Here is a 25,518-nt window from a genome sequence, read left to right on the forward strand (position 1 = left end):
CGCGGCGCACAGTGGGCGGGGGAGCGGTCCGGCGCGGGCCGCTCCCGCCGACCCACGCTGCCGGGAGCGCCCATGAGCGAGGCCGTGTCCAGACGTTCCGCGATGCGGCTGCTCGGAACGGTGGGCGTGGCGGGCGCGGCCTTCGGGGCGGGCGGCTGCGTCGCGACCGTGCCGCCCGGCGCGGGATTCCGCACCGGGGCCTCCGCCGCCCTCGCGCCCGCCCCCGAGCCCGCGAGCGCGGCCCGGATCGACAGTCTGATCGAGCGGCTCACCCTCGACGAGAAGACCGCCCTGCTCCACGGCGGCGCCGACCCGGCCTCCCTCGGCCAGACCGGCTACGTGCCCGGCGTCCCGCGTCTCGGCATCCCCGCGCTCCGCCTCGCGGACGGGCCCGCCGGCGTACGGGTCACCCGGCCCGCCACCGCGCTGCCCGCGCCGGTCCTGCTCGCCTCCGCCTTCGACCCCGTGCTGGCCCGCGAGTACGGCCGGGTCATCGGCCGCGAGGGCCGCGCCCTCGGCCAGGACGTCGTCCTGTCGCCGATGGTCAACCTCATCCGCACCCCGTACGCGGGCCGGAACTTCGAGACCTTCGCCGAGGATCCGCGCCTCACCGCCGACCTGGTCGGCGAGATGGTCCGCGGGATCCAGGACGAGGGGCTCATCGCCACCGTCAAGCACTTCGCCCTCAACAACCAGGAGCACGGCCGCGACACCGTCGACGTGGTCGTCGCCGAACAGACCCTGCACGAGACCGAGCTACGCGGCTTCGAGGCCGCCGTGGCCGCCGGCGCGGGCGCCGTGATGGGCGCCTGCAACAAGGTCAACGGCGTCCATGCCTGCGAGAGCGCGGCGCTGCTCGACGAAGTGCTCCGCGGGAACTGGGGGTTCGACGGCTGGGCGATGTCCGACCGGGACGCCACCCACAGCACCGTGGCCGCCATCGGCGCAGGACTCGACATGGAGATGCCCGGCGGCACCCACTTCGGCGGCCCGCTGCGCGAGGCGGTGCGAGCCGGCTCCGTCCCCGAGAGCGCCGTGGACCTCGCCGTTCGACGGATCCTGACCACCATGGACCGCTTCGGGCTGCTCGCGGCCCGGCCCGCCGCGCGGCCCGCGCGGGACGCGGCTGCCGGGGCTCGGGTGGCGCGCAAGGTGGCCACCGCCGGAGCGGTGCTCCTGCGCAACGAGCACGGCACCCTGCCGCTGACCGGCGCCGCCGCCCGCTCGATCGCGGTGATCGGCCCCACCGGCCAGGTGCCCTTCGTAGGTGGCGGCGGCAGCGCCCACGTCGTCTCCGACGGGGCGGCCGCCCCGTTCACCGCCATTCGCCGGCGCGCCGGGAAGGGCTCCGCCGTGCGCTACGCCCTCGGCGAAGACCTCTACGGCCGCCCGCTGCCGCCGGCCCTGCTGACGCCCCCCGCCGACCTGGACGACCGCGTCGTGGACGCCGGGCACGACTGGAGCCACGAGGCGGAGTTCCGGCTGGCCGCGGACGACGAGTGGACCCTGGTCGTCCACTACACCGGGCAGCGGCCGGGCGTGCGCCTGGACGGGGAGGAGCTGTTCCCCGTGCGGCAGGGTCAGGCTGAGCACTTCGGGGGCGGACTGCTCGGCTGCGCACCCGACGGGATGACCGTCCGCCGCCGCACGCTCGCCCTCAAGGCGGGCACCCACCGGCTCGCCGTGACCGGCCGGGGCGGGGACAAGGGCCGGCGCTTCAGGCTGCGGCACATCACGAAGGCCGGCCGGGCCGCGGACGTCGCCGAGGCCGTCAGGACCGCGAAGGCGGCCCGCAGTGTCGTCCTGTTCGCCTACGAGGACGCCAGCGAGGGCAGCGACCGGACCACCCTGGCACTCCCGGGCGGACAGGACGCGCTGATCGAGGCGGTCGCCGCCGCCAACCCCCGCACCACGGTCGTGCTCAACACCCCCTCCAGTACAACCATGCCCTGGCTCTCCCGTACCGGTGCGGTCCTGCAGATGTACTACCCGGGACAGGAGGGCGCCGGCGCCACCGCAGACATCCTGTTCGGGGACGTGGATCCGGGGGGCCGGCTCACCCAGACCTTCCCGGCGGACGAGCAGGCCACCCCGGTGGCCGGGGACCCGCTGCGCTACCCGGGGGTGGGCGGCCGGCAGGAGTACGCGGAGGGCGTCCACGTGGGCCACCGCTGGTACGACGCGCAGCGCATGGCCCCGCTGTTCCCCTTCGGGCACGGGCTCTCGTACACGACCTGGCAGTACGAGAAGCTGACGGTCCGGCCGGAGCGCGGCGGCCTGCGCGTGGAGTTCACCGTCCGCAACACCGGCCGCCGCAAGGGCACCGAGGTGGCCCAGGTGTACGTCGGCCCGTCCGCGCAGATCACGCTCGACCAGCCGGTGCGCGCGCTGGCGGGCTACCGGCGGCTCACCCTCGCGCCGGGCGAGGCGCAGCGGGTCATCGTCGACGTGGACGCCCGGGCGCTGTCGTCCTGGGACCCGGAGCAGCACGCCTGGGTGCTGGGTTCCGGCCGCCGGGAGGTGTTCGCGGGCCGTTCCTCGCGTGAACTCCCACTGAGGTCAAAGGCGGTCGTGAGGAGCCGATAGGCTGCTTGTTCGGCGTGTCACAGGAGGCGCGCCGGGGACGACACGGGAGGACGTACCGGTGCACATCCAGGCATGGCTGGAGACGATTCCGGCGGTCAGCATCTATCTCCTCGTGGGTCTGGTCATCGGGCTGGAAAGCCTCGGCATCCCGCTGCCGGGCGAGATCATCCTGGTCAGCTCTGCGCTGCTGGCCTCGCAGCACGGCGAGATCGACCCCGTCGTGCTGGGAATCTGCGCGACCGCCGGGGCGATCGTGGGCGACTCGATCGGCTACGCGATCGGCCGCAGGGGCGGCAAGCCGCTGCTGGAGAAGCTGGGCCGGCGCTTCCCCAAGCACTTCGGGCCCGAGCACGTGGCGGTGGCGGAACGCTCCTTCGAGCGCTGGGGGATGTGGGCCGTGTTCTTCGGGCGGTTCGTGGCGCTGCTGCGGATCTTCGCGGGGCCGCTCGCGGGCGTGCTGCACATGCCGTACTGGCGGTTCCTGATCGCCAACATCCTCGGCGGGATCCTCTGGGCGGGCGGCACCACGGCCGTCATCTACTCGGTCGGGATCGTCGCGGAGCCGTGGCTGAAGCGGTTCTCCTGGCTGGCGCTGGGACTCGCCGTGCTGTTCGGGATCGCGGTGACGCTGGTGGTACGCAGCCGCATGAAGAAGGCGGCCGCGGCGGCCGCGGCGGCCGGCCCGGTGGAGCCGGCCACGCCGGTGGCCGTCGCCGAGTAGGCCGCCCGCCCCCGGACACCCCTTAGGCTTCCGGGGTCACCGAGGCGCGGTGCTGCTTGGCCAGTTCCACGTACATCGCGGCGTTGACCTTGATGCCTTCGCGCTCCTCCTCGGTCAGCTCGCGCCGCACCTTGGCCGGGACGCCCGCGACCAGCGAGCCGGGCGGGACGACCATGCCCTGCGGGACCAGCGCCTGGGCGGCCACCAGCGAGCCGGCGCCGATCACCGCGCCGTTCAGGACGGTCGCACCCATGCCGATCAGGCAGTCGTCCTCGACGGTGCAGCCGTGCACGACGGCGTTGTGGCCGATGGAGACGCGCTCGCCGATCGAGACCGGGAAACCGGGGTCCGTGTGGAGCGTGCAGTTGTCCTGCACGTTGCTGTCCGCGCCGAGCGTGATCGGGCCGCAGTCGGCGCGCAGCACCGCCGAGTACCAGATGCTCGCGCCGGCGGACAGGGTGACGTCGCCTACCACGACGGAGGTGGGTGCGGCGAAGGCCGTCGGGTCGATGGACGGCCGCCTGTCGCCCACGCCCGCGATGAGTGCCTGCCCCTGCGTCGACTGCTGCGTCATGATCATTCCTCTGCTTCCGGATGCCGCGCTACCGGCACCGTAGGGCACGGGCCCGGCCCGCCCCGAGATGGGGTGAAGATCACAGGATCGCGGCCCGGCCGACCGGCACCCGGCGCACTACCGTGGCCGGGTGCCGAAGAACCAGAACACGTTCTCCTCTCTGACGGTCCTGCGCCGCCGGCTGGCGAGCCGCACGGTCCACGCCGGCTGGCGCTGGATGCAGCGGGCCGGCGCGGTCACCGCGCAGACCCCGGGGCGGCTGCGGTTCGGCGCGATCGGCCACGGCACCCGGCTCGCCTTCCCGCAGGGCACGGTCTTCGGCGAGCCGTGGATCCGGCTCGGCGACTACTGCATCATCGGCGAGCAGGTCACCCTCACCGCCGGGATGATGCCGGACCTCGACCTCGGCACGGAGCCCGTCCTGGTCCTCGGCAACGGGGTGGTCATCGGCCGGGACAGCCACGTCATCGCCGACACCCGGATCACCATCGGGGACGACACCTTCTGCGGCCCCGGGGTGTACATCACGTCCACGAACCACAGTTACGACGACCCGCACCAGCCCGTCGGCAAACAGTGGCCGCGCAGCGCGCCGGTCGAGATCGGCCCCGGCTGCTGGCTCGGTACGGGCGCGGTCGTCCTGCCGGGCGCCCGGCTGGGCCGCAACGTCGTGGTGGCCGCGGGGGCCGTCGTACGGGGCGAGGTGCCTGACCACGCCGTGGTGGCCGGGGCGCCGGCGCGCGTCGTCCGGCGCTGGGAGCCGGAGACCGGTTGGCAGCCGCCGCTGCGCACGCCGGCGCCGGTGCCGATCCCCGACGGGATGACCCCGGAGCAACTCAGCGGGCTGGCGGAGCTGACGGAGGCCGAACTGGCGGAGGCCGAACTGACGGAGGCCGAGCAGTCGTAGGTCCTTCGCGCGCTCAGCCCGCCGCCAGCAGGACCGTGCCCGCCAGGGCCAGGCCGGCGCCCGCCGCCTGGACGGGGCGCAGGCGCTCCTTCAGTACGGCGAAGGCCGCGAGTGCGGTGATCACCGGGTACAGCGAGGACAGTACGGCGGCCAGGGTGACCGGGCCGTTCTGGGCGGCGACGGAGTAGGTGCCGTTCGCCGCGACGTCGGCGAGGCCGACGAAGGCGAGCGCGGGCAGCAGCCCCCACAGGACCCGCGGGCCGGTGCCGGCCGGGAGTGCCGGGGTGCCGCGCCGGGTCTGCACCCACAGGGCGCCGCCGCCCACCGCGACATTGGTGACCCGCTGGACGAACAGCGCGAGGAACAGCCCGGTCACGGTGGTGGAGGCCTGCGCGATCAGGGCCATCACCGCCCCGAAACCGAAGGCGGCGACCAGGGTGAGCACGACGGCCCGGCGCTGGACGGGCGCACCGCGCAGCTCCGGGCCGCCCGCGAGGACGATGCCGACGACGGCCACAGCCATCCCCGCGAACTGGCCGAGGCCGGGCCGCTCGCCCAGGATCAGCCCGGCGGCGACGGGCACGACCACCCCGAGGGAGCCGAGCGGCGACACCACGCCCATCGGGCCGAGGGCCAGCGCCTTGTAGAAGCTGAGCATCGCGACCGGCCCGACCAGACCCGCGCCGACGGCGAACCACAGCTGTGGCCCGGCCTCCCGCCACGCGCCGGTGCCGAGCACGACCGCGCCGAGCACGACGACGGCGACGACCTGCGAAACGACGACCACCGTCAGCGCCGGTATCCGGCGGGTCACCAGCCCGCCCCCGAAGTCGGCGAGGCCCCACAGCACGGCTGTGGCCAGGGCGAAGAGGGCGGTCATGAGCAGGACCTCGCAGTGCGGTGCGGCGAACGGTGGGGTGCGGACAAAGGAACCCCAGCATCGTCACCGGGGTCAAACCGGCCACCGGGGGACGTGTCCCAGGCCGCCGAAGGACGGCCAGGCGGGACTCGCACGACAGGTCTAGAGCGCGGGTATCTCGATCGCCGGGCAGCGGTCCATGACCATGTCCAGCCCCGCCTCGCGGGTGCGCCGGAAGGCGGCCTCGTCGACCACGCCCAGCTGGAACCAGACGGCATCGGCGCCGACGGCCGCCGCCTGGTCGGCGACCGGCCCGGCCAGCGCGCTGTTCACGAACACGTCCACCACGTCCACCTTGAAGGGGATCGCCTCCAGCGAGGGGTACCCGGGCTCGCCGTGCACCGTCTCCGCCTTGGGATGTACGGGGATCACGCGCTTGCCGAACCGCTGGAGGACGCGGGCCACCCCGTAGGCCGCCCGGTCCCGGTTGTTCGAGAGGCCCACCACGGCCCAGGTGTCGCCCAGTTCGGTGAGGATCTTGCGGATGGTCGCCGGATCGCCGTACACGTGTGGTGCCTCCTGCTGCTCTGGAACGCTCTTTCGGCCGTGCCGCTCTCCGGATCAACGACAAGGACACATGTCCGATTCCCTTTAGGGTGGAGCGGTGAAGGCAGACCAGTACGTGACGGTGTCCCGCGAGGGTGTGCACGAATCCGAGATCAACCGCTCGCGCTTCCTCTGCTCGCTCGCGCCCGCCGCGACCGAGCAGGAGGCGCAGCAGTTCGTCGCGCGGATCCGCAAGGAGCACCCCACCGCCACGCACAACTGCTTCGCGTACGTCATCGGCGCCGACGCGTCCGTCCAGAAGGCCAGCGACGACGGCGAGCCCGGCGGCACCGCAGGGGTGCCCATGCTGCAGATGCTCATGCGCCGGGACATCCGGTACGCCGTCGCCGTCGTCACCCGCTACTACGGCGGTGTGAAACTCGGCGCCGGCGGCCTGATCCGGGCCTACGGGGGAGTCGTCGGCGAGGCCCTCGACGCGCTGGGCACCGTCACCCGGCGCCGCTACCGGCTGGCCACCGTCACCGTCGACCACCAGCGCGCCGGCAAGATGCAGAACGACCTGCGCTCCACCGGACGCGTGGTCCTGGACGTGCGCTACGGGGAGGCCGTCTCGATCGAGATCGGCCTCCCCGAAGCGGACGTCGAGGCCTTCCGGGCCTGGCTCGCCGACATCAGCGCGGGGACCGCGGGCTTCGCGCTCGGCGGTGAGGCCTACAGCGAAGGCTGAGCCGGACGGTGAGGCCGCCGAACAGCCGGTGGTGGTGCGGGCGGCGGACCCTGTACCGCAGGGGCCCGGCAGGCCGGACGGGAACTCCGGGACGGCAGTGCACCCCCTGGGGGACGGGTTAGCCTGGAGGGTCGGTGTGCGGAGCCACGGAGGAGATCAAGCGTGCGGGTCGGAGCGGTCGAGTGAAGTTCCTGCACACCTCCGACTGGCACCTCGGCCGGTCCTTCCACCGCGTGAACCTGCTCGAAGCCCAGTCCGCCTTCGTCGACCACCTGGTCGCGACCGCCCGCGAGCACGAGGTCGACGCCGTCCTCGTCGCCGGGGACATCTACGACCGGGCCGTGCCCCCGCTGCCCGCCGTCGAGCTCTACGACCGGGCCCTGCACCGGCTCGCCGAGCTCGGCGTGGCCACCGTGATGATCTCCGGCAACCACGATTCCGCCCGCCGGCTCGGGGTCGGGGCCCGGCTGATCGACCGGGCCGGGATCCACCTCAGGACCGACCCGGTCCGCTGCGCCGACCCGGTGGTCCTGGCCGACGTACACGGGGAGGTGGCGCTCTACGGGCTGCCGTACCTGGAACCGGCCCTGGTCAAGGACGAGTTCAGCGCCGCGCAGGTGAGTCACGAGGCGGTGCTGGGCGCGGCCATGGACCGGATCCGGGCCGACCTCGCCGCCCGCGCGCCCGGCACCCGCTCCGTCGTCCTCGCCCACGCCTTCGTCACCGGCGGGCAGGCCAGCGACAGCGAACGCGACATCACCGTAGGCGGGGTCGAGGCCGTGCCCGCCTCCGTCTTCGACGGGGTGGACTACGCCGCACTCGGCCACCTCCACGGCTGCCAGACGATCAACGAACGGGTCCGCTACTCCGGTTCCCCCCTCGCCTACTCCTTCTCCGAGGCCGACCACCGCAAGAGCATGTGGCTGATCGAGCTGGGCGGGGAGGGGGAGCTCGTGAGCGCCGAGCGGATCGACACCCCCGTCCCCCGCGCCCTCGCACGGCTGCGAGGCTCCCTGGTGGACCTGCTGGAGGACCCGGCGTACGCGGTCCACGAGGACGCCTGGGTCGAGGCCACCCTCACCGACCCGGTCCGCCCCGACGACCCCATGGCCCGGCTCGCCGCCCGGTTCCCGCACACCCTCAGCCTCGCCTTCGACCCCCAGGGCCGCGAGGAGGAGACCGGCGCCTCCTACGCCCAGCGGCTCAAGGGCCGCAGCGACCAGGAGATCGCCGAGGACTTCGTCACCCACGTACGCGGCGGCGGCCACGCGGACGAGGCCGAGCGCGCCGTCCTGCAGAGCGCCTTCGACGACGTACGGGCCGACGACAGCCGCCAGGAGACCCACCGATGAGGCTGCACCGGCTCGAAGTCACCGCCTTCGGCCCCTTCGCCGAGCCCCAGAAGATCGACTTCGACGCGCTGTCCGGCGCCGGGATCTTCCTGCTTCACGGACCCACCGGCGCGGGCAAGACCTCCGTCCTGGACGCCGTCTGCTACGCCCTCTACGGATCCGTGCCCGGCCCGCGCCAGGCCCCCGGAACCAGCCTGCGCAGCGACCACGCGGCCGCCGGGACCCCTACCGAGGTCACCCTCGAACTCACCGCGGGCGGCCGCCGTCTGGAGATCACCCGGCGTCCCGAACAGGACCGGCCCAAGAAGCGCGGCACCGGCACCACCAAGGACAAGGCGCAGAGCCGGCTGCGCGAGCACACCGGCGAGGGCTGGCAGCCGCTCAGCCGCTCCCACCAGGAGATCGGCGAGGAGATCGAGCAGCTGCTCGGCATGAGCCGCGAGCAGTTCTGCCAGGTGGTGCTGTTGCCGCAGGGCGAGTTCGCGAAGTTCCTGCGCGCCGACGAGGCGGCCCGCGGGCGGCTGCTCGGGCGGCTCTTCGACACGCGTCGCTTCGCCGCCGTCGAGGCACTGCTCGGCGAACGCCGCCGGGCCGCCGAGGCCAAGGTGCGCGCCGGTGACGAGAAGGTGCTCCACACCGCCCAGCGGCTCGCCCAGGCCGCCGGGGACAGCGCCGATCTGAGGGCCTGGCCGCTGCCCGGACACCAGCCCGGCGACCCGGGGCTGGCCGGGGCGATCCGGGCCTGGGCCGCGGTCGCGCGGTGCTCGGCACGGGAGCGGCTGGCCGTCGCCGAGTACGCGCTGGCCGCCGTCGAGGGCAGGCACGCCGCCGCCCGCCGGGCCGCCGAGGAGGCACGGGAGCTCGACCGGCTCCAGCGCCGGCACGCGGAGACCGCCCGCCGGGCCGCCCTGCTCGCCGAGGCCGAGCCCGAGCGGGAGCGGGTGCGCGCGCTGCTGGACCGGGCCCGGCGGGGCGCCCTGGTGGCCCCCGCCCTGGAACTGCGGGGAGCGGCGAACGCCGCGCACCTGGCGGCCGCGCACGCGGAGAACGCCGCCCGGGCCGAACTCCCGCCGCAGCTCCAGGAGGCGGGCGCCGAGCACCTGGCCGCCGTGGAGCAGCGGCTGCGCGAGGACCTCGGCGCGCTGGGCGCCGCCCACCGGGCCGAGCAGCGCAGCGCCGCGATCGGCCGCGAGCGGGCCGACCTGGAGCGCGAGGCCAGGGCCGCCGAGGAACAGCACCAGGAGTCCGCCGAGTGGCTCGAGCGCTGGGCGGCCACGCGGTCGGCCCTGCAGGAGCGCGCGGACGCCGCCCAGCAGGCGGCGACCCTGGCCGAGCAGCTCGCGGGCAAGCTGGAACCCGCCCGGATGCACCTCAACGCCGCCCGGCGGCGCGACGAGCTGGCCGCCGCCGCGGAGCGCGCCGCGGGCGAACTGGTCTCCGTACGCGAGGAGTCGACGGCCGCCCGGGAACGCTGGCTGGAGCTCAAGGAGGCCCGGCTGCGCGGGATCGCCGCCGAACTCGCCGAGGCACTCGTGGCGGGGGAGGCCTGCACCGTGTGCGGATCGGCGGAGCACCCCGCTCCGGCCCGCCCCGCCCCCGGCCACGTGGACCGCGCCGCCGAGGACGCCGCCCACGCTCTCTTCGAGCGGGCCGAGGAAGCCCGGGCCGCCGTCGAGCGCCGGCTCGCCGCCGTCGAGGAGGCCCGCACCGAGGCCGCGGCCGCCGCGGGCGACGCCACGACCGGCGAACTCCTCGCCCTGACCTCGGACCTGAGCTCCCGGCACGCCGCCGCCCACGCCGCGGCCGCCGGACTCCACGCGGCCCGTGAACAGCTCGCCCGCGCCGAGCGGGAGCACGCCGCGCGCAGCGCCGACCGGCTCGCCGCCGCCGAGCGCGCCGCGGCCCGGGTCTCCCGCCGCGAGGCCCTGGAGCGGGAGCAGGCCTCGCTGGAGGCGGAACTCGCAGCCGTACGGGGTGACGCGCCCACCGTCGCGGCCCGCGCCCGGACCCTGGAGGACCGGGTCCGCATGGTCTCGGCCGCCGCCGCCTCGCTGCGCCGGGCCGAGACCACCGCCGCCCGGCTGAAGGAGGCCGACGACCAGCTCGCCGGCGCCGCCTTCAAGGCCGGTTTCGACACCGTCGAGGCCGCGGCCGACGCGGTCCTCCCGGAGTACGAACGCACCGCGCTCCAGCGCCGCATGGACGCCTGGCAGGCGGAGGAAGCCATGCTGGCGGACCGCCTCGGCGAAGCCGACACGGCCGCGGCGGCAGCCCTGCCCCCGGCCGCGCCGGAGGAGGCCGAGGCGTACGCGGCCCAGGCCGCGGCGAAGCTTCGTACCGCCGGATCCGCCTTCGACGCGGCCCGGGTCCGGTGCGCCGAGCTCGACCGGCTCTCCCGGCAGGCCGAGCAGGAACTGCGCGCCCTGGGCCCGCTGCGCGACGCCTACGACCGGGTGGCCAGGCTGGCCGGGCTCACTGCGGGCACCTCCGCCGACAACGAGCGCAAGATGCGGCTGGAGGCGTACGTGCTGGCCGCCCGCCTGGAGCAGGTCGCAGCGGCCGCGACGGTACGGCTGCTGCGGATGTCCGGCGGCCGGTACACCCTGGTCCACTCCGACGCGCGGGCGAGCGGACGGGGCCGTTCCGGCCTCGGGCTGCACGTGGTCGACGCCTGGACCGGCGTCGAGCGCGACACCGCGACCCTGTCGGGCGGCGAGACCTTCTTCGCCTCGCTCGCGCTCGCGCTGGGCCTGGCCGACGTGGTCACCGACGATGCGGGCGGCATGCGGCTGGACACCCTCTTCATCGACGAGGGCTTCGGCAGCCTCGACGACCAGGCGCTGGACGAGGTGCTCGACGTGCTGGACTCGCTGCGCGAGCGGGACCGCAGCGTCGGCATCGTCAGCCACGTCGCCGACCTGCGGACCCGGGTGCAGGCCCAGCTGGAGATCGTCAAGCAGCGCGGGGGGTCGGTGGTGCGCCACCGGACGGCGCCGGCCTGAGGCGCAAGGGCTGAGATCACGGACTGAGGCTCACGGGCTTGCCTGACGGGCTGAGGTCTCGGACTGAGGCTCACGGCTGAGACTCACGGACTGAGCGGACGCCGGGGGAGCGGGGACGAGTACACGATGCTCGTGGTCACCGGGCCGAGGCCCCCGATCCGGCCCGTGACCTCCTCCAGGTGCGCCATCGAGCGGGCGGCGACCTTCAGCACGAAGCAGTCGTCACCGGTGACGTGGTGGGCCTCCAGGATCTCGGAGGTCGCGTCCAGGAAGTCGTGGAACGGCTTGTAGTTGCCGTGCGGGTAGCGGAGCCGGACCAGCGCGAGGATCGATTTGCCGAGCTTCTCCGGGTCCACGACCGCCGTGTAGCCGGTGATGATGCCGGCCTCCTCCAGGCGGCGGACCCGTTCGGTGACGGCGCTCGCGGACATGGACACGGAGCGGGCCAGCTCGGTGAAACTGGCACGGCCGTCCCGCTGGAGGGCTTCGAGGATCCGCCAGTCGGTGGCGTCAGGGGAATAGTCGGTCATCTTGCAGGTCTAGCAGGGGAATCCCCGGCCGAGCAAGGAAAAGGCCGGGGAAAACCACTTCCGGAGAAGATCAACAGATCGTAGATTTTTGGGCATGACGACCACCCGGAACACCGCCACCGCCCCTGCTTCCGCCAACCCCGTGCTGCGCGTACCGCCGGCCGCTCCGGCCGCGGCCGCCGCGTACTTCGCCGCCAGCCTGGCCTTCCACGCGGACGTGTCGGACGTCGCCGCCGCCTTCAAGGCCCACCGGGAACAGGGCGCGGAGCTCGGCTTCCAGCTCATCGACTCCCGCTCCACGCCGTCCTGGGACCAGGCCCACGTACCCGGCGCGATCCACCTTCCCACCGCCCTCATCCCCGAGCAGGCCGAGCGGCTCCTCGACAAGAACGTCCCCGTGGTGACGTACTGCTGGGGTCCCGGCTGCAACGGCGGCGCCCGCTCGGCGCTGGCCCTGGCCGAACTCGGCTTCCAGGTGAAGGAGATGCTCGGAGGCATCGAGTACTGGATCCGCGAGGGCTTCGAGGTCGAGACCTGGCAGGGCAGCCAGCAGCGTGCCGAGGCCGACCCGCTGACCGCTCCCACCGACTCGGACGACTGCGGCTGCTGACCGCGGGCGCGGGCGCGGGCGCGGGGGCGCGAAGGCACGCGGATACGGGGGTACGGCGGTACGGGGGTACGCGTAGCCGCGGACACCCCGAGACACGGAACGGGCCGCTCACCGCTGGGGGCGGGCGGCCCTTCCCCTGTCGTGGATCAGAGCCTCGACAGCTCCTCCACCAAGGCGTCCAGCCCCAGCGAACCCTGCGACAGCGCCGCCATGTGCCAGGCCTTCAAGTCGAAGGAATCGCCGTGCGCGGCCCGGGCGTTGTCACGGCCCAGCAGCCAGGCGCGCTCGCCCAGCTTGTACCCGATCGCCTGTCCGGGCATCGACAGGTAGCGGGTCAGCTCGCTCTCCACGAAGTCCGCGGGCCGGCCGCTGTGCAGGCCGAAGAATTCCTGCGCCAGATCGGGCGTCCACGTCTCGCCCGGGTGGAACGGCGAGTCCGCCGGGATCTCCAGACCCAGGTGCATGCCTATGTCCACGATGACCCGCGCGGCACGCATCATCTGGCAGTCCAGGTAGCCCAGGCGCTGCTCGGCGTCCTTGAGGTAGCCGAGTTCGTCCATCAGCCGCTCCGCGTACAGCGCCCAGCCCTCGGCGTTGGCACTGACGAGACCGACGCCGGCCTGGTAGCGGGAGAGCTGGTCCGCTACGTGCGTCCACTGTGCGATCTGCAGGTGGTGGCCCGGAACGCCCTCGTGGTACCAGGTGGAGACCAGGTCGTACACCGGGAAGCGGGTCTGGCCCATCGTCGGCAGCCAGGTGCGGCCCGGCCGCGAGAAGTCCTCGGACGGCGAGGTGTAGTAGGGGCCCGCGGCGCCGCCCGGCGGGGCGATCCGGGACTCCACCTTCCGGACCCGCTCGGCGAGTTCGAAGTGGGTGCCGTCGAGGTTCTCGATGGCCTCGTCCATGAGGCCCTGCAGCCAGGCCTGGACCTCGTCGACGCCCTCGATGTGGGTGCCGTGCTCGTCGAGGTGCCTCAGCGCGTCCCAGGGGTCGGCGCCCGGCAGGATCTTGTCCGCCTCGGTCTTCATCTCGGCCAGCAGGCGGTAGTACTCCGACCAGCCGTAGGCGTACGCCTCGTCCAGGTCCAGGTCGGTGCCGTTGAAGTACCGCGACCAGCGGGCGTACCGCTCGCGGCCCACCGTGTCCGGCTTGCCCGCGACGGCGGGGGCGTACACCGTGCTCATCCAGTCGTGCAGTTCGACGACGGCGCGGGTCGCGGCGGCCGCCGCCTCGTCGAGTTCGGCGCGCAGGGTGTCCGGGCCACGGGAGGCGAAGGCGGGCTCGTCGGCGTCCTGGCCGGCCCAGGTGGCGAGTTGGCCGATCATGGTGGTGGTGGCGCGCGGGCCGCCGTAGAGGCCGCGGTCCAGACCGAGGCTCAGGCTCTCGCGGTAGCCGCCGAGGGCGGCCGGTACGGCACGCAGCCGCTCGGCGATCGCCGCCCAGTCCTCGTCGGTGTCGGCAGGGGTGATGGTGAAGGCCACGCGGATTTCGTGCGCGGGGCTGTGGATGTTGCTGACCGCGCGCAGGTGCTCGTCGGCGTCGTGGACCGCGAGTTCGGCGGTGAGGCGCTCGCGCAGCAGGCGGGCGCAGCGGCGCTCGGTGTCGCTGTCGGCGCCGGGCAGCCGCTCGGCGGCGTCCAGGCGGGTGAGGGTTGTGCGGGCGAGTTCGGCGACGGCCGCGCGGCCGGCCGGGGAGAAGTCCGGGAGTTTGCCGGAGCTCGCTGCGACACCCAAGTACGTACCCGTGATCGGGTCGAGGGCGATGAGGTCGTCGACATACGCGTCGGCCACCTGGCGGGGCAGCCGGTCGCTGGGGTTGTGGAGGGTCTCTGACATGCGGCCATCTTCGTACGGGAAACCGGGCCATGTCATCACCGTTTGCCGTCAGCCTGCTGACATATATGCGGAGCCGCAACCTCCGGCGACCCGGTCCGCCCCGGTGCGGGCGAGGGGACCGGGTGCGGGCCGGGGCCCGGCCGACGACGCTGTCAGCGGCGGTGTCAGTCCAGGTGTCAGTGCCGGTGGCGCGGGATGCGCTGCTCGTGCGGGAGATCGCGGGGGAGCTCGTACGGGAGCTCGTACGGGAGCCGGGAGCTGACCGGGGTGGCGTCCAGCCGGGCCGTGATCACCAGGGTGCCCTCCTCGATCTGGTAGTCGAGGGGCAGGCCCAGGCCGCGCATGGCGGCCACCATACCGGTGTTGGAGGCCCGGGTGACGGCGTAGATGCTGTCGCAGCCGGCCTCGACGGCCATCGCGATGAGTCGGCGCAGCAGCTCGGAGCCGATGCCGCGGCGCTGCCAGTCGTCCTCGATCAGCAGCGCCACTTCGGTCTCGTCCCCGTCCCACAGCAGGTGGCCGAGGGCGACGAGCTTGCCGGAGGCGGTGGTGGCGGCGAGGGTGCGGCCGAACCGGGGACTCAGCAGGTGGCCGAGGTAGCGGTCGGCGTCGGCGACGGGGCCGTGGTAGCGCAGGCCCAGGGTGCGTTCGGAGCAGCGGTCGTGCATGGCGCGGGCGGCCGCCTGGTCGGAGCCGTCGGCGCGGCGCACGGTGATCTCGTTGCCCTCGGGCAGGGTCAGCACGTCCTGGCTGCGCGGGACGCGGGGACCGAGCCGGGCGTCGAGCTCGACCAGTGCGCGGGCGCGGGCGAACTCGGTCGGGGTGAAGGGCAGGTAGGGCCGTTCCACGGTGATCGCGCCGCCGGAGGGGTCGCGCAGCCGCATGACGGTGGCCTCCAGGACCCCCTCGACCGGGGCGTCGGCGCCGGCGTTGGGCCGGCCGGAGAGGGTGGTCGCCGGGATCGAGTGGATCGTGCAGCGGCCCAGCAGCTGGCGCAGCGCGAGCGGGAGTTCGGCGGCGTCCAGGGCGGTGCGGGTGGCGAGGCCGAGGACCCGGGTCGGGGTGTCCACCAGGTCGTGCGCGTCGGCGCGCTCGATCCAGGTGCTGCGGCCGCCCGCGTGGGCGATGGCGCGGGTGAGCTCGGGGGAGGACAACTGCTGCGGGGCGCGCAGCAGGAACTCGTCGACCGTGCCGCCCTCGGGGAGCGGGTGCGTCTGGAGGGTCAGGATGTCGACGCCGTTGCGGGCGAGGGCGGTGCAGAGCGCCGCCAGGGATCCGGGCTCGTCACGGACGGTGGTGCGCATCCGCCACAGGGTGGGGGTGTCGGTCGCGCCGGGCGCGGTGGTTCCGGACGCGGACGCCGACGGACCCGCCGGTGCTGTGCTCACCGGCGGGGGCGCATGGCTGTGGCGCCGGGCCCACCAGGTATGGAAGGCCGCCGTGACGAGGAGTGTGACGGCCGAGGCGACCAGCAGGACCGGGCCCCTCGGACCGTGCACGACGAGATTGGCGACGGCGTCGGCGACCGCGACGGCGCAGAAGAGTGCGGCGAGTTCGACGACGTCGCGGCGCCAGTGGTGGCGGTGGGGACGCTGGACAGGGGCGAGGTTACGGTCAGTCATGCACACCACTGTGACGCAGGGGTGTTGCGTGATCACGAACGCTCTGTGACCGACTGGTTAAGTATCGATCTGGCCGATTTCACCCAGTTTTCCTGGCTATTTCCCGCCGGCGGGGAGGTCAGGGCGCTGCCTGCTGCCTGCTGCCTGCTGCCTGCTGCGTGCCGCGCGCTGTCCACTGCCTGCTGCCTGCTGCCTACTGGCCCACGTGCCCGGGCTGGAGCGTCCGGGTGAAGAGTACGCCGCCTCCCTGGCGCCGCAGCCGGACGGTGAGTTCCCCGCTGTCGCCGTCGATGTCGACCTCGCCGTAGTACGGAGGGTTCTCGGAGGGCGACATGTTGGCGAAGGGCGCCGACTGGACGTACGCGGTCTGCGCGCCGAAGGTGGCGTCGAGCCGCCCGGCCGGGAAGCCGCCCGCGCCGACCGGCCCGGAGACGAACTCCCAGAAGGGTGCAAAGTCCGTGAAGGCAGCGCGCTCGGGGGCGTAGTGGTTCGCGGCGGTGTAGTGGACGTCAGCGGTGAGCCAGAGGGTGCCGGTGATGCGCTGGTGCTTGATGTGACGCAGGAGATGGGCGATCTGGAGCTCGCGGCCCAGCGGGGCACCGGGCTCTCCCTGGGCAACGGCCTCGAAGTTCGCGGCCCCGTCGGGGACGACGATGCCCAGCGGCATGTCGGCGGCGATGACCTTCCAGGTGGCGCGCGAGCGTGAGAGCTCGCGTTTGACCCAGGCCAGCTGCTCGGGGCCGAGGATGCCGATGGGGTCCTCGGTCCGGGTGCCGGGGGAGTTGGCGTTGCGGTAGGTGCGCATGTCGAGGACGAAGACGTCGAGCAGCGGGCCGTAGCGCATCACGCGGTACATCCGGCCCTCGGTGCGGCCGCCGCGCAGGTCGGTGACGGGGAAGTACTCGCCGAATGCCTGGCGGGCGCGGGCGGCGAGGGTGTCGGCTTCCTTGACGGTGTAGCGGGGGTCCTCGATCAGCTGGCCCGGGTACCAATTGTTGCGCACCTCGTGGTCGTCCCACTGGGCCAGCACCGGGACCTGGGCGTTGAAGTCGCGCAGGTTGCGATCGAGCAGGTTGTAGCGGAAGTTCCCGCGGAACTCGGCGAGGGTCTCGGCGACCTTCGCCTTCTCCTCGGTGGTGACGTTGCGCCAGACGGTGCCGTCGCGCAGGGGGACGGAGGGCTGGATGGGCCCGTCGGCGTAGATCGTGTCCCCGCTGAAGAGGAAGAAGTCGGGGTCGCGCAGTCGCATCTCCTCGAACACGCGGTAGCCGCCGAGGTCGGGGTTGATGCCCCAGCCCTGGCCCGCCAGGTCGCCGGACCACAGGAAGCGCACGTCATGGCGGCGGGAGGCGGGTGTGGTGCGGAAGGTGCCGTGGACGGGCTCGCCGGTGCGGCGCGGGTCGTCGGGGTCGGTCAGTACGACACGGTAGTGGATCTGCTGTCCGGGCGGGAGGTCGCGCAGGACGGTGGTGCCGGTGAAGTCGCCGGACGGGCCGAGCAGCGGGCCGCGGTGGCGGCGTACGGCGTAGCGGAACGCCTCGCTCGGCGAGGTCTCGACGTACATCCGCGCGGGGCGGTCGGCGCGGGTCCAGACGGTGGCCGAGTGGGCGGTGATCTCGCCGGACTGGACGCCCCAGAGCGCGTTCGGCCGGCCGGAGCGGGCGAGGGCGGGGGCGGCGAGTGCCGGAGCGGCGAGCGCCGGAGCGGTGAGCAGGGCGGTGGACAGGGCGAAGGAGCCGCCGATGAGGGTCCGTCGGGTGTGCGGGGTCGATGCCATCGGTGCTTCTCCAGGGGCCGACGAGGACGGGCCGGACCAGAGTGCCGCCGCACACCGGCCCGGCTGCGTCGGCCACGCGAACCAGGGATGAACAGCCGTCAGCAGCTCAGGCGGACGGGTGGTTGCAGAGCTCCTTTTCAGGGGACCCGGCGGCCGGGCGGGCCGGCGGGCCGGCGCGCGCACAGGTCAGGGCGCCCCCGTCGGGCGGCAGGCGGGCCGGTGCGCTCGGTGTCAGGCGGCCAGGCGGGTTGCCGCGCTCCGGGCCGTGTCCAGGATCACCCGGGAGACGAGCGCCGGATCGTCGCTCATCGGGACGTGACCGCAGCCCGGGAGCCGGACCAGCCGGGCGCCCGGGAGGGTGTGCTTGGCGCGTACCCCCTGACGGCGTAGGAGCAGCCGGTCGCGGCTGCCCCAGGCGATGGTGACGGGCAGGCCGGGCACGTCGTCGGTGAACCGTACGGAGCCGCCCGCGGCCAGCGTCTCCTCGAAGCCCGTGGCGTAGCGCAGGGCGAGCGTCTCGGCCACCACGGCCTCGGGTGAACGGCGGGCGGGGCGGGCGTAGATGGAGCCGGTGAGTGCGGCCCGGCCGACGGCGCTGCGCGAGAGCCGTTCCACCGCGGGGCGCGGCAGCGCCCTGGCGCCGGCGCGCATCGCGAGCAGGGTGGCGAAGGCGTAGCGGCGTTCGCCCTCGGTCCAGAACCCGGCGGGGGACAGCGCGGTGACCGAGCGGACCAGGCCGCTGCGGCCCATTTCGAGCGCGAGCAGGCCGCCGAGCGAGTTGCCCGCCACGTGCGGGCGCTCCACGCCGAGCGCGGCGCACAGCGCCCCGAGCGCCGGAGCGACGGTGGCCAGGTCGTACGGGACCCCCGCGGGCAGCGGCTCCGAAGCGCCGAACCCGGGCAGGTCGACGGCGATCACCTCGTGCTCGGCGGCCAGGATGTCGGTCACCGGGTGCCAGGCCTGGAGGTGGTGGCCGATGCCGTGCAGCAGGAGGAGCGGTTCACCCGCGCCTTTGCGCTCGTAGGAGACGGTGGCGGTGCGCGGGCCCAGCGGCGAATCGATCGTGAAGGAGACCGTGGCGGTCATGCTGCTCCTCGTCGGGTGGACGCGTGTGAGACAGGCTGTCAGTAGTTCCTGCCGCCATGATTACCGTCCGGTAGCCCTTGACTACAAGCCTTTGGAGCGCACGAGAACATCCCGTGAACGGCTTGATACATATGCCCGGTCTGCCCGGCACGGGGGCGAGCATTGGTCTTGACCAAGGGGGTGCACCGTCCTATCGTCGCAGGGATAGTGCAGGAACCTTTAATAAACAAGGGCGCGGAACTGCCGCTGGAACACACGGCGAGTGCGGCGATGGCAGGAGGAGTCAGGGTGGGGACCACGCAGCTCGAAACGGTGCCGGAGCCGAAGTACTGGCACCTCAAGACCGTCCTCAGCGAGGCGCTCGACCAGGACTTCGCCGTCGGCGAGGTCCTTCCGAACGAGCGTGAACTCGCCGCCCGTTTCGGAGTGGCCCGCGCGACCCTGCGCCAGGCGCTGGAGCAGTTGGAGCTCGAAGGCCGACTGCAGCGGCGCCGCGGCGTCGGTACGACCGTCGCCCCGCCGCGCGTCGGCGTCGCCGTCGGCAGTGCGCGGCACAGCTGGCCCGGCGAGAGCGTAGACGGCTGGGAACCGGTGGACGCGGTCGAGGGCCTGCCGCCGGCCGCGATCCTCAAGCTCCTCGGTACGGGCGAGGCGGGCGGAGCCTTCGCCGCCGACCGGCCCGTGCACACCGTGCGCCGGACCCGGGTCACCCAGGGTCAGGTCGTCGCCGCCGAGATGCTCTACGTCCCGGCCGCCTCCGTGCCCGGACTCCCCGCCATCCACGCCCCGGCCGGACCCGCGCGCGCCCGCGCCGTCCTGCGTGAGCTGCAGCGACTGGTCCTGGACGGCCAGGACCGCTCCGTGGAGCTCGGCTCCGCCCGCGCCGACGACGCCAAGGAGCTGGACCGCCTGCCCGGCGCTCCGGTCCTCCTGGTCACCACCCGCTACTTCACCGCCGCGGGCACCGCCGCCGTCTCGGTCGCCACCTACCGCGCCGACACGTGCCGCCTGACCTTCGGTGACTCGGGCGACGTCGAGATCACCCACGAGCCGCGCGTCGCCTCCTGACCCGCACCACTCGGTTCCCACACCGCTCGGTACCCGCACGACTCGGTTCCCGCACCGCTCGGTTCCCGCACGACTCGGTTCCCGCACCGCTCGGTTCGTGAACCCTGTTGCCGAACCGCCCTGTTGCCGAACCGCCCTGTTGCCGGACCGCCGTGTTCTCGAACCACGCCGTGCCGTTCCGAATCACCCTGTGCGGCGCCTTCCGAGGCGCCGCACGGGCGTATCGTGAACCGGCGTCAGCTGCGCCGGGCCGTGACCGTCTTCTCCACCGCGAAGAGCTCTTCCTCCACGTGGTCCAGCGCGAGCCGCAGCGCGCCGGTAGCCACCGCGGCCTCACCGAGCAGGGACAGTGCCACCCTCGGCGGTCGCAGGCAGTAGCGCTCCAGCTCCTGGCGCAGGGGATCCAGGATCCCGTCCAGGCCGGCCGCCCAGCCGCCGACGACGACCAGCTCCGGATCCATCGCGAGGACCAGCGCCGCCACGTCGTGCACCAGCCGCTGGATGAACCGCTCCACGGCGGCCACCGCCTGCTCGTCGCCCCGCCGGGCCTTCGCGAAGACCTCGGCCACCGCCGGTTCGTCCAGCGGATGCAGCGGCTCACCGGTGGTGGAGAGCAGCTTCTCGGGAGTGGCCTCCCGGCCCAGCAGATGCAGTGCGCCGATCTCGCCGGCCGCTCCGCCGAAGCCCCGGTGCAGCCGGCCGCCGATCAGCGAGCCCGCGCCCGGACTGAGCCCAGCCATCACGAACACCACGTCGTCGGTGTCCCGCGCGGCGCCCTTCCAGTGCTCGGCGACCGCCGCCGCGTTGGCGTCGTTCTCCACCTGCACCGGGCAGCGGAACGAGCGCCGCAGCCGTTCCCCGAGCGGCAGCCCGGTCCAGCCGGGCAGCGCCGTTCCGAGGCGGACCGTGCCGTCAGCCTCCACGATGCCCGGGCTGCCCACTCCGACCGCCCGCAGGGAGTCCCGCGGCACGCCGGTCCGGCGCAGCAGGTCGGCGACTGCTGCGCGTACACGCTCCAGCCGCTCGTCGGCCGAGGCCGCCTCGGTGACGTCCTTGGTTCCGGCGCCGATGACCCGGCCGTCCAGCCCAGACAGCAGGACCGCGATCCGGTGTGAGCCGATCTCTATGCCCAGCAGGTGTCCCGCCTCGGCCCGGAACCGGAACCTCCGCGCCGGGCGTCCCTGCCGTCGCGCGCCTTCCTCGGCATCGGCCTCGACGACGATTCCGGTCCCCATGAGCCCCTCGACGACCCCTTCGACGGTGGGCCGGGAGAGCCCGGTCACCCTTGTGAGATCGGTGAGGGTCGGCGATTCGGCCGCGCGCAGTGCCCGGAGCACCACGGCGGAATTGATCCGCCGGAGCAGAGAGGGGTCCCCGCCGGTCAGCTGCCCCAACGTGTGTCCTCCCAGGTAGCGAGCTTGTCAGCCGGATCGTACTGCCCACCCGTCGGGACGGCGAGAAGCAGCCCCCCGTAGGCCGGAATCAAGCCCTCCTCTCAGGCCGGTGCGACGAAGCCCGACTCGTACGCCGTGATCACGGCCTGGGTCCGATCCCGCGCCCCCAGCTTCGCCAGGATCGCGCTGACGTGTGACTTCACCGTCTCGGCGCCGATGATCAGCTCGCCCGCGATCTCCACATTGGTCAGCCCCCGGGCCATGAGCCGCAGCACCGACTCCTCCCGTTCGGTCAGGGCCGCCCGCTCCAGCGCCGCCCTGGCGTGCCGGTTGCCGTACTCCGCTGCCAGCGCCCGCACCGCGGCCGGGAAGAGCAGCGTCTCGCCCTCCGCCACGAGCCGTACCGCGTGCACGATCTCCGCGGGCCGCGCCCGCTTGAGCAGGAACCCGTCCGCTCCGGCGCGCAGCGCCTGGTAGACGTACTCGTCGTTCTCGAACGTGGTCACCACGAGGATCTTCGGCGGGGCGTCCACCGACCGCAGGACCGCCCGGGTCGCCTCGATCCCGTCGAGCAGCGGCATCCGCACATCCATCGCCACCACGTCGGGCCGCAGTTGCCGCACGAGCGGGACGACCGAGGCCCCGTCGGCGGCCTCGCCCACCACTTCGATGTCGGGCTGGGCTTCAAGGACGGCGCGCAGACCCGCGCGCACCAGGGGTTCGTCATCGACGAGCAGTACGGTAACCGGCATCCGGTCAGCGTATTCGCTCCAGCGGAAGCCGCGCGCGCACCCTCCAACTGCCCTCGTGCGGACCGGTCTCGGCCTCGCCTCCCAGCAGCGCGGCACGTTCCCGCATGCCGCGGAGCCCGCTGCCCGTGCCCGTCATCAGCGCGGGACCGTCCGGCAGCGGATTGACGACCTCCAGATCCAGTCGCCCCACGGCCGCCTCGATCCGCACCCGGACCGGCACCGGGCCGCAGTGTCGCAGCACATTGGTCAGTGCCTCCTGCAGGATCCGGTACCCCTCGCGCGTGACGGGTCCCGGCAACTGTTCGAGCGGGCCTGCCAGTTCGGCATCGACCGTGGAACCGGAGGCCCGCGCCGAGTTCAGCAGCCGGTCAGCGTCCGCCAGGGTCGGCCGCTGCGAAGGGGGCTGGGCGGATTCCCGGAGCACCAGCAGCACCCGCTCCAGATCTTCCAGCGCGGCCCGGCCGGTCTCCTCGATCGCGCACAGCGCGCGGTCGGTGAACTCCGGGTTCCCCGCCGCGCGGGCGGCTCCCGCCTGGATCACCGCGACAGTAAGCGCGTGCCCGATGGAGTCGTGCAACTCCCGTGCGATCCGAGTCCGTTCCAGCAGCTGCTCGGTGCGCGCCTCCAGGGCGGTGAGGCGCTCGGCAGCCGAAGGCCCCAGCAGCCTGGCGGCGATGGCCGTGACGGCCTCGCCGAGCAGGACCACCACGACCAGCAGCAGGAGAAGCGGTACGGGCACCAGGAGGAAGGCGGCCCAGCGCGGCGGGACGAACGGCAGGAGCACATCATCCGCCCCAAGGGCCTTGCCCGCCCCGGTAAGGATGAGCTCCAGCGTCATCACCGGCAGCCACACGGTGGCCAGCATCGCCACCCCGGCGAGCACGAGGCGTATCTCCAGCCACGCGATCGTGCGCCAGCGGTCCCCCCACCGCTCCGACGCCGCCGTACTGATCGATCCGTCGTGCTTCCCGCGCTCGTGCGGCGTCAGCAGGAACTGGGCCTGGAGCCCCTCGGCCAGCCGCACCCACGGGATCAGCCCGAACGGCGCGACGATCAGGGCAGGCATCCATGGCCATTCCGGCTCTATGAACAGCCAGATGGACACGATGAGGATGGGTACGAGCAGGTGCAGCCAGCGGGTGTACGTGACCCCGCGAAGGGGCGCACGAAGCAATCGGTACATCTCCTCATCCTGGCAGTCCGACGTGGGGTGACGTCTCCCCCGTGCGGGGGAGACGATCCCCCCGCGTGGGGGAGGGCAGGGGATGGAGCCGGCGGCGAATCTTGAGGCATGAACACGATCGAGATCCGAGACCTCACCAAGGAATACGGCACCCACCGTGCGGTGGACGGCCTCACGTTCGATGTCCTGCCCGGGCGGGTCACCGGATTCCTGGGCCCCAACGGCGCCGGGAAGTCCACGACTATGCGCCTGCTGATGGGCCTGGACCGGGCCACATCGGGTACGGCCACCGTCGGCGGCCGGAGCTACGTGGACTTCCCGGACCCGCTGCACCGGGTCGGCGCCCTCCTGGACGCGCAGGCGGCGCACGGCGGGCGCACCGCCCGGGACCACCTCCGTTTCCTCGCCGCGTCCGGCCGTGTGCCGATGCGCCGGGTGGACGAGGTCCTGGAGCAGGCCGGGATAGCCTCCGTGGCCAAGCGGCGGATCAAGTCCTTCTCGCTCGGCATGCGTCAGCGTCTCGGCATAGCCGCCGCGCTGCTGGGCGACCCCGGGGTGCTCCTGCTGGACGAGCCGACCAACGGCCTCGACCCCGAGGGCATCATCTGGATCCGCGAGCTGATGCGCGGTTTCGCCGCAGAAGGCCGCACCGTCCTGGTCTCCAGCCACCTGATGTCGGAGACCTCGGCTCTGGCCGACCACCTGGTCGTGCTCGGCAACGGCACACTGCTGGCCGATACCTCGATGGAGGAGTTCATCGACGCCCGCAGCGCCCAGAGGGTGCGCCTTCGCACCTCCGATCCGATCCGTCTGCGGGCCGCCCTGGCCCGGGAGGGCTTCGAGCTGGTGACTGGGGACGACGGGCGATGGATCGTCGAAGGCATGCAGGCCGCACAACTCGGCGGCCTGGCAGCCCGAGAGGGCATCCCCATGCTGGAACTCTCGGACGAACGCGCGTCGCTGGAGCAGGCCTACCTCGATCTCACTGCCGATCACGCACAGTTCACCGCAACCCGCTGACTCTTCCCTACGTTCAGGAGGCATCGCCATGCGCGCCGCTCTGCCCGCCGTCCCCACCCTGCACTCAGAATGGATCAAGATACGATCCCTGCGCGGCACCTTCGGGGCGCTGATGGCCATCTTCGCCGTCACCGCGGGCATCCAGGTCCTGACGGCCGCGGCGATAGGCCAGGCGGAGGCCGGCAGCATGGGACCGGACCCGCTCTACGCGGCCTACTACGGACTCGTCTTCGGCCAGATCGCCGCCATGACCTTCGGCGCGGGCGCCCTGTCCGCGGAGTTCCAGAACGGGGCCCTGCGCACCTCGCTGGCCGCCGTTCCGAACCGCACCCGGTTCTACCTGTCGAAGATGGCCATGGTGGGCGGGCTGGCCCTGCTGACGGGGCAGATCACCGGCCTGGTCACATTCGTCGCAGGCCAGGCGTTCATGGGCCCCTACGCCCTGGAGGTCGGCGACCCGGGTACCTACCGTGCCATCGTCGGCTGCGGGCTCTACCTCGCGCTGATGGCCCTGTTCGCGGCAGGACTGGCCGCGGTGCTGCGGAGCGGAACGGCCGTGCTGAGCCTGCTCATACCCTTCGTCCTGCTGGTTTCGTTCATCGTCGGCGAGGCTTCGGGCGGCGTGGCCCAGTTCCTGCCGGACCGTGCCGGGCAGATGGTGATGCACTCGCAGGTGCAGGACGGTCTCGGGCCGTGGACGGGCCTGGGCGTGATGGCGCTCTGGGCGGGAGTCGCGGTGTGCGGCGGCTGGCTCGCGGTGCGGCGCCGGGACGCGTGACCACAAGCCAGTTGTCAGTGGGGGTCGGGATACTGACGGCATGACCACGGCAGAGCATCTCGACACGATCGATCGGCTCCGGGCGGGGGACTTCCCGGCCGAGCCGGTCTGGTCCGACGGGCAGAGCAGCGGCCCGGGTTACCACCTGGTCCAGGTCGGCCGCACCGAGGACTTCTGGGAGGACGACGGTTCGGGTCGGATCGAGGCTGCCGACCAGATCAACGCCGAATACGGGGCGCTCACCCAGGCCCTGACCGACCGGTGGGGGGAGGCGCAGGTCTTCAGCCTCGTGTCGCTGCTGGACCGAGGGCTCGACGGCACGGAGATACCGGAGCCGTGGGACGAGATGAGCAACACCACCGACCATGTGCACCTGTGGCGGGCCGACGAGCAGTGGCTGGTGGCCTATGTGGCGCAGTGGAACTCCGAGGACCCCTACCTGCTGATGGCAGGGGTCACCGTCATCGAGCCGCCCTAGTGTTCTGAGTCAGGAATCCTGTTCAGATAGCTGGCGAGGCGTTCGAGGATCTCGTCCGCGGTCTTGGTCCAGACGTAGGGCTTCGGGTCG

General features: G+C 73.1%; 22 protein-coding genes. 11 read left to right on the forward strand and 11 right to left on the reverse strand.

Annotated features, from left to right (window positions below):
- The first annotated feature begins 72 nt into the window (after positions 1–72).
- Both AB0D48_RS28145 and AB0D48_RS28150 read left to right on the forward strand, forming a co-directional pair.
- Positions 73–2,586 carry a glycoside hydrolase family 3 C-terminal domain-containing protein gene (locus AB0D48_RS28145; protein ID WP_362402751.1) on the forward strand — a complete coding sequence of 838 codons (2,514 nt, stop codon included), beginning with the start codon at positions 73–75 and terminating at the stop codon, positions 2,584–2,586.
- Between the two features lie 58 nt (positions 2,587–2,644).
- Positions 2,645–3,307, forward strand: coding sequence for a DedA family protein (locus AB0D48_RS28150; RefSeq protein ID WP_362402755.1), 663 nt, complete (start codon positions 2,645–2,647; stop codon positions 3,305–3,307).
- 22 nt (positions 3,308–3,329) lie between these two features.
- On the opposite strand, the gene AB0D48_RS28155 is transcribed toward AB0D48_RS28150, so the two are convergent.
- Positions 3,330–3,881, reverse strand: coding sequence for a gamma carbonic anhydrase family protein (locus AB0D48_RS28155; RefSeq protein ID WP_362402758.1), 552 nt, complete (start codon positions 3,879–3,881; stop codon positions 3,330–3,332).
- A gap of 130 nt (positions 3,882–4,011) precedes the next feature.
- Between AB0D48_RS28155 and AB0D48_RS28160 the strand changes: the two genes are divergently transcribed.
- Positions 4,012–4,788, forward strand: coding sequence for an acyltransferase (locus AB0D48_RS28160; protein ID WP_362402761.1), 777 nt, complete (start codon positions 4,012–4,014; stop codon positions 4,786–4,788).
- Between the two features lie 13 nt (positions 4,789–4,801).
- Here the strand turns inward: AB0D48_RS28160 and AB0D48_RS28165 are convergent, their stop codons facing one another.
- Both AB0D48_RS28165 and AB0D48_RS28170 read right to left on the reverse strand, forming a co-directional pair.
- Positions 4,802–5,668 carry a DMT family transporter gene (locus AB0D48_RS28165; protein ID WP_362402765.1) on the reverse strand — a complete coding sequence of 289 codons (867 nt, stop codon included), beginning with the start codon at positions 5,666–5,668 and terminating at the stop codon, positions 4,802–4,804.
- Positions 5,669–5,809: 141 nt separating this feature from the next.
- Positions 5,810–6,214 carry a CoA-binding protein gene (locus tag AB0D48_RS28170; protein ID WP_362402768.1) on the reverse strand — a complete coding sequence of 135 codons (405 nt, stop codon included), beginning with the start codon at positions 6,212–6,214 and terminating at the stop codon, positions 5,810–5,812.
- 97 nt (positions 6,215–6,311) lie between these two features.
- Between AB0D48_RS28170 and AB0D48_RS28175 the strand changes: the two genes are divergently transcribed.
- The 3 genes from AB0D48_RS28175 to AB0D48_RS28185 all read left to right on the forward strand — a co-directional run bounded on the left by AB0D48_RS28175 (position 6,312) and on the right by AB0D48_RS28185 (position 11,295).
- Positions 6,312–6,941, forward strand: coding sequence for a YigZ family protein (locus AB0D48_RS28175; protein ID WP_362402771.1), 630 nt, complete (start codon positions 6,312–6,314; stop codon positions 6,939–6,941).
- A 182-nt stretch (positions 6,942–7,123) separates the two neighbouring features.
- Positions 7,124–8,293 (forward strand): exonuclease SbcCD subunit D, encoded by a 1,170-nt coding sequence (locus AB0D48_RS28180; RefSeq protein ID WP_362402774.1) that lies wholly within the window; start codon positions 7,124–7,126, stop codon positions 8,291–8,293.
- Positions 8,290–11,295, forward strand: a complete 3,006-nt coding sequence (locus tag AB0D48_RS28185; protein ID WP_362402777.1) for an SMC family ATPase — start codon at positions 8,290–8,292, stop codon at positions 11,293–11,295. Before AB0D48_RS28180 ends, AB0D48_RS28185 begins: the two co-directional genes overlap by 4 nt.
- An 83-nt stretch (positions 11,296–11,378) precedes the next feature.
- Here AB0D48_RS28185 and AB0D48_RS28190 read toward each other — a convergent pair whose 3' ends face one another.
- Positions 11,379–11,825 carry an Lrp/AsnC family transcriptional regulator gene (locus AB0D48_RS28190; protein WP_362402781.1) on the reverse strand — a complete coding sequence of 149 codons (447 nt, stop codon included), beginning with the start codon at positions 11,823–11,825 and terminating at the stop codon, positions 11,379–11,381.
- Between the two features lie 94 nt (positions 11,826–11,919).
- Here AB0D48_RS28190 and AB0D48_RS28195 point away from each other — a divergent pair, with 94 nt between their 5' ends.
- Complete coding sequence (locus tag AB0D48_RS28195; RefSeq protein WP_362402784.1) at positions 11,920–12,435, forward strand: rhodanese-like domain-containing protein; 516 nt, start codon at positions 11,920–11,922, stop codon at positions 12,433–12,435.
- A gap of 146 nt (positions 12,436–12,581) precedes the next feature.
- Here the strand turns inward: AB0D48_RS28195 and AB0D48_RS28200 are convergent, their stop codons facing one another.
- From AB0D48_RS28200 to AB0D48_RS28215, 4 genes are all read right to left on the reverse strand, one after another.
- Complete coding sequence (locus AB0D48_RS28200) at positions 12,582–14,270, reverse strand: DUF885 domain-containing protein (RefSeq protein ID WP_362402787.1); 1,689 nt, start codon at positions 14,268–14,270, stop codon at positions 12,582–12,584.
- A 176-nt stretch (positions 14,271–14,446) separates the two neighbouring features.
- On the reverse strand, positions 14,447–15,892 hold the full coding sequence (locus AB0D48_RS28205; protein ID WP_362402790.1) for a GNAT family N-acetyltransferase: 1,446 nt from the start codon (positions 15,890–15,892) through the stop codon (positions 14,447–14,449).
- A 193-nt stretch (positions 15,893–16,085) separates the two neighbouring features.
- Positions 16,086–17,669, reverse strand: a complete 1,584-nt coding sequence (locus AB0D48_RS28210) for an alkaline phosphatase D family protein (protein WP_362402793.1) — start codon at positions 17,667–17,669, stop codon at positions 16,086–16,088.
- A gap of 231 nt (positions 17,670–17,900) precedes the next feature.
- Positions 17,901–18,755, reverse strand: a complete 855-nt coding sequence (locus AB0D48_RS28215) for an alpha/beta fold hydrolase (RefSeq protein ID WP_362402796.1) — start codon at positions 18,753–18,755, stop codon at positions 17,901–17,903.
- Between the two features lie 288 nt (positions 18,756–19,043).
- Here AB0D48_RS28215 and AB0D48_RS28220 point away from each other — a divergent pair, with 288 nt between their 5' ends.
- Complete coding sequence (locus tag AB0D48_RS28220) at positions 19,044–19,823, forward strand: GntR family transcriptional regulator (protein WP_362402799.1); 780 nt, start codon at positions 19,044–19,046, stop codon at positions 19,821–19,823.
- Positions 19,824–20,059: 236 nt separating this feature from the next.
- On the opposite strand, the gene AB0D48_RS28225 is transcribed toward AB0D48_RS28220, so the two are convergent.
- From AB0D48_RS28225 to AB0D48_RS28235, 3 genes are all read right to left on the reverse strand, one after another.
- Complete coding sequence (locus AB0D48_RS28225; RefSeq protein WP_362402802.1) at positions 20,060–21,217, reverse strand: ROK family transcriptional regulator; 1,158 nt, start codon at positions 21,215–21,217, stop codon at positions 20,060–20,062.
- Between the two features lie 101 nt (positions 21,218–21,318).
- Positions 21,319–21,969: a response regulator transcription factor gene (locus AB0D48_RS28230; RefSeq protein WP_362402804.1), complete on the reverse strand. Its 651-nt coding sequence runs from the start codon at positions 21,967–21,969 to the stop codon at positions 21,319–21,321.
- A gap of 4 nt (positions 21,970–21,973) precedes the next feature.
- Positions 21,974–23,152, reverse strand: a complete 1,179-nt coding sequence (locus AB0D48_RS28235) for a histidine kinase (protein ID WP_362402807.1) — start codon at positions 23,150–23,152, stop codon at positions 21,974–21,976.
- Positions 23,153–23,260: 108 nt separating this feature from the next.
- Here AB0D48_RS28235 and AB0D48_RS28240 point away from each other — a divergent pair, with 108 nt between their 5' ends.
- From AB0D48_RS28240 to AB0D48_RS28250, 3 genes are read left to right on the forward strand one after another with little or no spacing between them, the layout of a single operon-like run.
- The gene (locus AB0D48_RS28240) at positions 23,261–24,172 is read left to right on the forward strand and encodes an ATP-binding cassette domain-containing protein (RefSeq protein WP_362402810.1); all 912 of its coding nucleotides are present in this window, start codon (positions 23,261–23,263) and stop codon (positions 24,170–24,172) included.
- Positions 24,173–24,200: 28 nt separating this feature from the next.
- Positions 24,201–24,950 carry an ABC transporter permease subunit gene (locus tag AB0D48_RS28245; RefSeq protein ID WP_362402813.1) on the forward strand — a complete coding sequence of 250 codons (750 nt, stop codon included), beginning with the start codon at positions 24,201–24,203 and terminating at the stop codon, positions 24,948–24,950.
- A 40-nt stretch (positions 24,951–24,990) separates the two neighbouring features.
- Complete coding sequence (locus AB0D48_RS28250) at positions 24,991–25,428, forward strand: hypothetical protein (RefSeq protein WP_362402816.1); 438 nt, start codon at positions 24,991–24,993, stop codon at positions 25,426–25,428.
- Positions 25,429–25,518 lie beyond the last annotated feature (90 nt).

Source organism: Streptomyces sp. NPDC048269 (assembly GCF_040652395.1).
In the GTDB taxonomy this organism is placed as follows: domain Bacteria; phylum Actinomycetota; class Actinomycetes; order Streptomycetales; family Streptomycetaceae; genus Streptomyces.